6 protein-coding genes are annotated in these 6,839 nt (G+C 73.7%); 2 read left to right on the top strand and 4 right to left on the bottom strand.

Going from position 1 to position 6,839, the window contains the following annotated elements:
• The 3 genes from ACFXAM_RS24730 to pdhA all read right to left on the bottom strand — a co-directional run.
• Positions 1–584, bottom strand: a 584-nt coding sequence (locus ACFXAM_RS24730; protein ID WP_380294420.1) for a biotin/lipoyl-containing protein, incomplete at its 3' end; no start/stop codon positions are given.
• Between the two features lie 15 nt (positions 585–599).
• Positions 600–1,574, bottom strand: a complete 975-nt coding sequence (locus tag ACFXAM_RS24725; RefSeq protein WP_380294419.1) for an alpha-ketoacid dehydrogenase subunit beta — start codon at positions 1,572–1,574, stop codon at positions 600–602.
• On the bottom strand, positions 1,574–2,728 hold the full coding sequence (gene pdhA, locus ACFXAM_RS24720; RefSeq protein ID WP_380294418.1) for a pyruvate dehydrogenase (acetyl-transferring) E1 component subunit alpha: 1,155 nt from the start codon (positions 2,726–2,728) through the stop codon (positions 1,574–1,576). The genes ACFXAM_RS24725 and pdhA overlap by 1 nt, the downstream gene beginning before the upstream one ends.
• Before the next feature lie 380 nt (positions 2,729–3,108).
• Here pdhA and ACFXAM_RS24715 point away from each other — a divergent pair, with 380 nt between their 5' ends.
• Both ACFXAM_RS24715 and ACFXAM_RS24710 read left to right on the top strand, forming a co-directional pair.
• On the top strand, positions 3,109–3,771 hold the full coding sequence (locus ACFXAM_RS24715; protein WP_380294417.1) for a response regulator: 663 nt from the start codon (positions 3,109–3,111) through the stop codon (positions 3,769–3,771).
• Between the two features lie 62 nt (positions 3,772–3,833).
• Positions 3,834–4,922: a phosphotransferase enzyme family protein gene (locus ACFXAM_RS24710; protein ID WP_380294416.1), complete on the top strand. Its 1,089-nt coding sequence runs from the start codon at positions 3,834–3,836 to the stop codon at positions 4,920–4,922.
• A gap of 9 nt (positions 4,923–4,931) precedes the next feature.
• Here the strand turns inward: ACFXAM_RS24710 and ACFXAM_RS24705 are convergent, their stop codons facing one another.
• Positions 4,932–6,758 (bottom strand): protein kinase, encoded by a 1,827-nt coding sequence (locus ACFXAM_RS24705; RefSeq protein WP_380294415.1) that lies wholly within the window; start codon positions 6,756–6,758, stop codon positions 4,932–4,934.
• Between the last annotated feature and the right edge of the window lie 81 nt (positions 6,759–6,839).

Below are 6,839 nucleotides of genomic sequence, written 5' to 3'. Positions count from 1 at the left end.
GGCCGCCCGGCCCACCGCTCTATAACGGGTTGCCTGCCCCCATGTCGCACCGGCTGGAGGGCGACGGCAGTGTCCGCGGCCTCCTCGAGGGCGGCCTCGGGGTCCGGGGCCGGAACCGCGACCGGCGCGGGGGCCGGGGCGGGCACCGCGGCCGGAGCCGCGACCGGCGCCGGCGCGGCCGCCGTGGTGCGGCGGGCCCGGCGCTGGCTGCCGCCGGTCCGCGGGCCGTAGCCGACCAGCACCTCGCGCCGCTCGGGCTCGGCGGCCTCCTCGGCGGCAGCGGCGGGCGCCGGGGCGGCCGGCGCGGCCGCGGGCGTCCCCGCCCCGCTGGCCACCGCGACCGAGATGATCACGGTGCCGACGTCGACCGTCGCGCCCTCCGGGAAGAACAGCTGCTCGACGACCCCGGTGAACGGGATCGGCAGCTCCACGGCGGCCTTGGCGGTCTCCACCTCGCAGACGACCTGCCCGTCGGTGACGGTGTCACCGGGCTTGACGTACCAGCTGAGGATCTCGGCCTCGGTGAGGCCCTCGCCCACGTCGGGCATCTTGAACTCGCGGAGCGAGCGAACTTCGGTGGTCATCATCGCTCCCCTGGATCAGTACGCGAAGGCGCGGTCGACGGCGTCGAGCACGCGGTCCAGGTCGGGGAGGAAGGCCTCCTCGACCCGGGACGGCGGGTACGGCGCGTAGTAGCCGCCGACCCGCAGGATCGGCGCCTCCAGGTGGTAGAAGCAGCGTTCGGTGAGCCGGGCGGCCAGCTCGGCCCCCATGCCCAGGAACACCGGCGCCTCGTGCACGACGATGCCGCGTCCGGTCCGCTTCACCGACTCCTCCAGGGCGGCGAAGTCGACCGGGGTGAGCGAGCGCAGGTCGACGACCTCCAGCCGGCGGCCGTCCTCCTCGGCGGCCGCGGCGGCCTCCAGGCAGACCTTCACCATCGGGCCGTAGGCGATCAGCGTGGCATCGGCGCCGGGGCGCACGATCCGGGCGTCGTGCAGGCCGAGGTCGGCCGCGTCGCCGACCTCGCCCTTGTCCCAGTAGCGCCGCTTGGGCTCCAGGAAGATCACCGGGTCGTCCGACTCGATGGCCTGGCGCAGCATCCAGTGCGCGTCGTGCGCGTTGGACGGGCTGACCACCCGCAGACCGGCGGTGTGCGCGAAGTACGCCTCGTGCGACTCGCTGTGGTGCTCCACCGCGCCGATGCCGCCGGCGTAGGGGATGCGGACGGTGACCGGCATCTTGACGTGGCCGAGCGCCCGGGCGTGCATCTTGGCCAGCTGGGAGACGATCTGGTCGAAGGCCGGGTAGACGAAGCCGTCGAACTGGATCTCCACCACCGGGCGGTAGCCGCGCAGCGCGAGGCCGATCGCGGTGCCGACGATGCCGGACTCGGCGAGCGGGGTGTCGATCACCCGGCCCTCGCCGAAGTCCTTCTGCAGGCCGTCGGTGATCCGGAAGACGCCGCCGAGCTTGCCGATGTCCTCGCCCATCAGGACGGTCTTCGGGTCGCTCTCCAGCGACTTGCGCAGCGCCTCGTTGAGCGCCTTGGCGATGCTGAGCTGACCGGCCATCAGAGGTTCTCCCCCGCCTCGAAGGAGGCCGCGTACTCGACGTACCCGGCCCGTTCCTCATCGACCAGCGCGTGCGGCTCGGCGTAGACGTGGTCGAAGATCAGGGTGGGGTCCGGGTCCGGCATGCCGCGCACGCCCTCGCGCACCCGCAGGCCGAGCTGCTCGCTCTCGGCGTCGACCGAGGCGAAGAACGCCTCGTCGGCCAGCCCCTGCTTCTCCAGCAGGGCGCGCAGCCGGGTGATCGGGTCCTTGGCCTTCCAGGCCTCGGTCTCCTCGGCGAGCCGGTAGCGGGTGGGGTCGTCGGAGGTGGTGTGCGCGCCCATCCGGTAGGTGAACGCCTCGATCAGCACCGGGCCGTTGCCGCTGCGGGCGTGCTCCAGGGCCCAGCGGGTCACCGCGAGGCAGGCCAGCACGTCGTTGCCGTCGACCCGCACGCCCGGGAAGCCGAAGCCGGAGGCGCGGCGGTACAGCGGGATCCGGGTCTGGGTGGTGGTGGGCTCGGAGATCGCCCACTGGTTGTTCTGGCAGAAGAACACCACCGGGGCGTTGTAGACCGAGGCGAAAGTGAAGGCCTCGTTGACATCGCCCTGGCTGGAGGCGCCGTCGCCGAAGTACGCGATCACCGCGTCGTCGGCGCCGTCCTTGGTGATGCCCATCGCGTAGCCGGTGGCGTGCAGGGTCTGCGCGCCGATCACGATGGTGTAGAGGTGGAAGTTCTTCTCGTTCGGGTCCCAGCCGCCGTGGTTCACGCCGCGGAACATGCCGAGCAGGTTCAGCGGGTCGACGTCGCGGCACCAGGCGACGCCGTGCTCGCGGTAGGTGGGGAAGGCGTAGTCGCCGGGCCGCAGCGCGCGGCCGGAGCCGACCTGCGCCGCCTCCTGGCCGAGCAGCGAGGCCCACAGGCCCAGCTCGCCCTGGCGCTGCAGGGAGGTGGCCTCCGCGTCGAACCGGCGCACCAGCACCAGGTCACGGTAGAGGGCTCGAAGCTCGTCCGGCTCCACGGTGAGCGGGAAGTCCGGGTGCTCGACCCGCTCGCCTTCCGGGGTGAGCAGCTGCACGAGCTCCGGCTGGGCGTCCTTACCCGTGGCGCGGAGGGTGTCAGGGACGCCGGGGGCCGCCTTCTTGCGGGCCCTCGCCGTGCTTTTGACGGTCACGTTCACTCCTCGGTCTGTCCGGCCGCCCGGGGTCGCCGGTGACCGGTCCGGTCACCGCCTCGCGGGGCGCGCGTGGGTGTGCGCTCCCAACTGCGGGGCAGGTGGTGATCCTGTTCCGACGGCGTCCCTCACGAGAACGTTACCCAGCGTCCGCCCTCGGCGCGTCTGCGCTAGGACGTCCTACTTGTTCGGGGTCTACAAACGCGCGTGTGGCGCAGCTCTCAATTCGGTCGCCTTCAGGACACCTGCGCACGTTATCCGGGCGGAGGCTCCTGCGTAAGGGGGTTACCGGCATCGGTTTCGACCGCTCTGGCCGGATCGTGACCCCGGTCCGGTGCGGGCGAGAGGTCTCTCGTAGGGTGATATGGGAGGCTTTGCGCGTGACTGATAAGGGACAGATCAGGGTATTCCTCCTCGACGACCACGAGGTGGTCCGCAGGGGGGTCCACGAACTCCTCTCGGTCGAGGACGACATCGAGGTGGTCGGCGAGGCCGGCACCGCCGCCGAGGCGCTGACCAGGATCCCGGCGGTCCACCCCGACGTCGCGGTCCTGGACGTCCGGCTGCCGGACGGCAACGGGGTCGAGGTCTGCCGGGAGATCCGCTCCCGGCTGCCGGAGATCAAGTGCCTGATGCTGACCTCGTTCTCCGACGACGAGGCGCTGTTCGACTCGATCATGGCGGGGGCCTCCGGCTACGTGCTGAAGGCGATCCGCGGCACCGACCTGATCACCGCCGTCCGGGACGTCGCGGCCGGCCGCTCGCTGCTCGACCCGGTCGCCACCAGCCGGGTGCTCGCCCGGCTGCGCGACGGCGGCGAGAAGGAGGACGAGCGGCTCTCCCAGCTCACCAAGCAGGAGCGCCGCATCCTGGACCTGATCGGCGAAGGGATGACCAATCGTCAGATCGGCAACGAGCTGCACCTCGCCGAAAAGACGGTGAAGAACTACGTCTCCAGTCTGCTCGCGAAGATGGGGATGGAGCGCCGGACCCAGGCGGCCGCCTTCGTGGCCCGGCACCAGGCGGACCACCAGCACGGATAGGGCGGATGCACAGAACTGACGAGCTGTCAAGGACCCCCGCCGAGAGGTCCTAACCTCTGGCTGTGACTTTCAGCCAGACCCTTGCCCTCGCACCAGCCCGTCCCGACCTCACCGCGCCCCCGATAGGAACCCTCAGCCCGCCCGTCCCCCGCGCCGCGCTCGCCGAGGTCCTGCGCCGCTACCGGGTGGGCCGCCTGCTCACCGCCGAACCCGTCGCCGAAGGCCTGCTGAACCGCGGCTACCGGGTCAGCACCGAGGCCGGCGACTACTTCCTGAAGTGCTACGTCGACGCCGCGACCGCCGGCCGGGAGGCCGTCGCCGCCCACCACCGCGCGATGGACGCGCTGGCCGCCCTCGGGCTGCCCGTCGCTCCCCCGCTGGCCCTCTCCGGCCGGACCGCCACGATCGCCGCGTTCGGCGGGCGGCTGTTCGCCCTCTTCCCCTGGGTGGACGGCGGGCACCGGCACGGCACCGAGCTGGCAGTTCCGCAGTGCGCCGAGCTGGGCGCGCTGCTCGGCCGGCTGCACGGCGCGCTCGACGAGGTCTGCGCTCCCCTCGCACAACCCTCCGGCTACCGCAGCGCGGACCCGCGCGACAGCTCCGGGCTCGCCCGCGAGCTGCGCCGCCGGGCCCGCGAGCACCAGCCGCACGGCGAGCTGGACGCCCTGGTGGAGCGCCGGCTGACCGAACGGCTGGAGCTGCTCACCGAGCACGCCCACCGCCGTCCGCTCCCGCAGGCCGCCCCGCCCACCGGCTGGACCCACGGCGACTTCCACGGGCTCAACCTGCTGCACAGCGGCGGGCGGATCGCCGCCGTCCTGGACTGGGACAAGCTCGGCCCGCAGCCGCGCGCCGAGGAGGCCGTCCGGGCGGCCACCCTGCTGTTCAACGACCGCGTCAGCGGGGTGCTGGACCTCGTCCGGGTCCGGCACTGGTCGCAGTCCTACCGGGCCACCGGCGCCGCCACCGCGGAGCACCTGGCGGCCGCGGCGCACCGGGTCTGGTGGGAGCGGCTGAACGACTTCTGGATGCTCCAGTGGCGCTACCAGCGGGCCGACCACCGGGCCGACCCGCTGTACCCCGCCTCCGCGGGCCAGTTGGCGTGGTGGTGCCAGGAGTACGAGCAGGTCCTGGACGCCTTCGCCAACTGACCCGACGGGTCAGCCGGTGGTGGCCGGCGGCTGGGTCGGGGGCTGCACCGGCGGCTTGGTGCTGCCGGCCCCGCCGCTGCCGCCGCCCGCCGGCGGGGTCGTGCCGCCGCTGCCCCCGGTCGGGGGCGGGTTGGTCGCCGAAGGCGTGGCCGGAGCCGTCGCCCCGCCGCCCGTCCCGGTGGTCGGGGCGTTGGTCGGCGGGGCGGTGGCCGCGCCGGTCGGCGTCGTGGGCTCGGTCGTCGGCTTGGTGCCGGCCGTGGTCGGCGGCGCCGTCGGACTCGGCGTGTTGTGCTTGCCGGTCTGCTGGCTCGGCTGCTGCTGGTTCTGGTTGCCGCCGTTGTTGTTGCCGTTGTCGGTCGGCTGCTGCGGCTGCTGCGGACGCTTGGTGCTCTGGTTGGTCGGGCTGGAGGTCGCCGTCCCGCCGGAGCTGGGCGTGGTGGCCTCCGGCGCCGTCGACACCACCCCGGCGGACGGGCTGGTGCCGCCCGGCTTCCCGTCCGCGCCGTCGTCGCCGCCGCTGAGCGCCAGGGCGATGCCGGCACTGGCCGCGACCAGCACCGCCGCGATGCCGGCCACCCAGCGCCACGGTCCGCGCCGGCCGGAGCCGTGCCCGTGCCCGCCGCCGGAGTCGCCGCCGTCCCCGTACGAGCCGCCGGCCGCCGGGTAGGGCGAGGCCGGCGTGTGCGGGCCGCCCGGCACCTGGTAGGGCAGCACCGTCGTCGGGTCGCCCGGGACACCGGTCCCGAGCACCGCCGTCTCGTCCGCCGCCGGCAGCCCGCCGCGGCCCGGCACGCCGGCCGCCCCGGCCGCGGCGCCGACGGCCCAGCCGCCGGTGCCGCCGGTCAGCTCGCGCAGCGCGTGCTCGATGTGCGCGCGGAACTCGTCGGCGTCCTGGAACCGGTCGTCCGGGTCCTTGGCCAGCGAGCGCAGCACCAGCGGGTCGAGGCCGGGCGGCACCCGCGGATTGGCCTGCGAGGGCGGCACCGGCTGGTCCTGGACGTGCTGGTAGACCACCGACAGCGGGGTGTCGCCGGTGAACGGCGGGCGCAGCGTCAGCAGTTCGTAGAGCATGCAGCCGGCCGCGTACAGGTCGGAGCGGTGGTCGACCTGCTTGCCCAGCGCCTGTTCCGGCGAGAGGTACTGCGGGGTGCCCATGACCATGCCGGTCTGGGTCATCGTCGAGGCCGTGCCGGTGAGCGCCCGGGCGATGCCGAAGTCCATCACCTTGACCGCGCCGTTGGTCGTGATGATCACGTTGGCCGGCTTGATGTCACGATGCACGATGCCGTGCCGGTGGCTGTAGGACAGCGCCTCCAGCACCCCGGCGATGATGATCAGCGCCTGGTCGACCGGCGGCTCCGCCTCGTCCACCAGCAGTTCGCGGACGGTCCGGCCCTCGACCAGCTCCATCACGATGTAGGGCGTCGACTCCTCGCCGACGTACTCCTCGCCGGTGTCGTACACCGAGACGATCGCGTGGTGGTTGAGCGCCGCGACGGCGTGCGCCTCCCTGGTGAAGCGCAGCCGGGCGATCTCGTCCTGCGCCAGTTCGCCGCGGAGCAGCTTCACCGCGACGGTCCGGCCGAGCCGGACGTCCTGGGCGGCCAGCACCTCGGCCATGCCGCCCCGGCCGAGCCGGTGGGTCAGCCGGTAGCGGCCGTCGCCGACCGTGCCCAGCGGGGCCGCGGTGCCCCGGCCGGGGGTCTGCGGGCCGCCGCCGTACGGCGGGAGCGCGGTCGTGGCGGCGTCGCTACCGGGCCCGGGCCCCGGGGCCCCGCCGGCCGGACCGGTCGCCCAGGCCCCGTCGTCGTCGTCCGGATGCTGCGTCTGTGCCATCGCTCCTCGCCCCGGGCCTTCGCTCGGATCGCGGTGCCCTGTCGCTCGTATCCCCGAACGCTACCGCCTCCGGCCGACCCC

Origin of the sequence: Kitasatospora sp. NPDC059462, assembly GCF_042749955.1 — a bacterium.
Lineage (GTDB): Bacteria > Actinomycetota > Actinomycetes > Streptomycetales > Streptomycetaceae > Kitasatospora.
Note: the sequence above shows the minus strand (reverse complement) of the source record. Positions and strands in the feature narration are given on the sequence as shown.

Bases quoted from the DNA above. Each gene is read 5' to 3' on its own strand.
- ACFXAM_RS24725 (WP_380294419.1), bottom strand. From the start codon at position 1,574: ATGGCCGGTCAGCTCAGCATCGCCAAGGCGCTCAACGAGGCGCTGCGC.
- ACFXAM_RS24705 (WP_380294415.1), bottom strand. From the start codon at position 6,758: ATGGCACAGACGCAGCATCCGGACGACGACGACGGGGCCTGGGCGACC.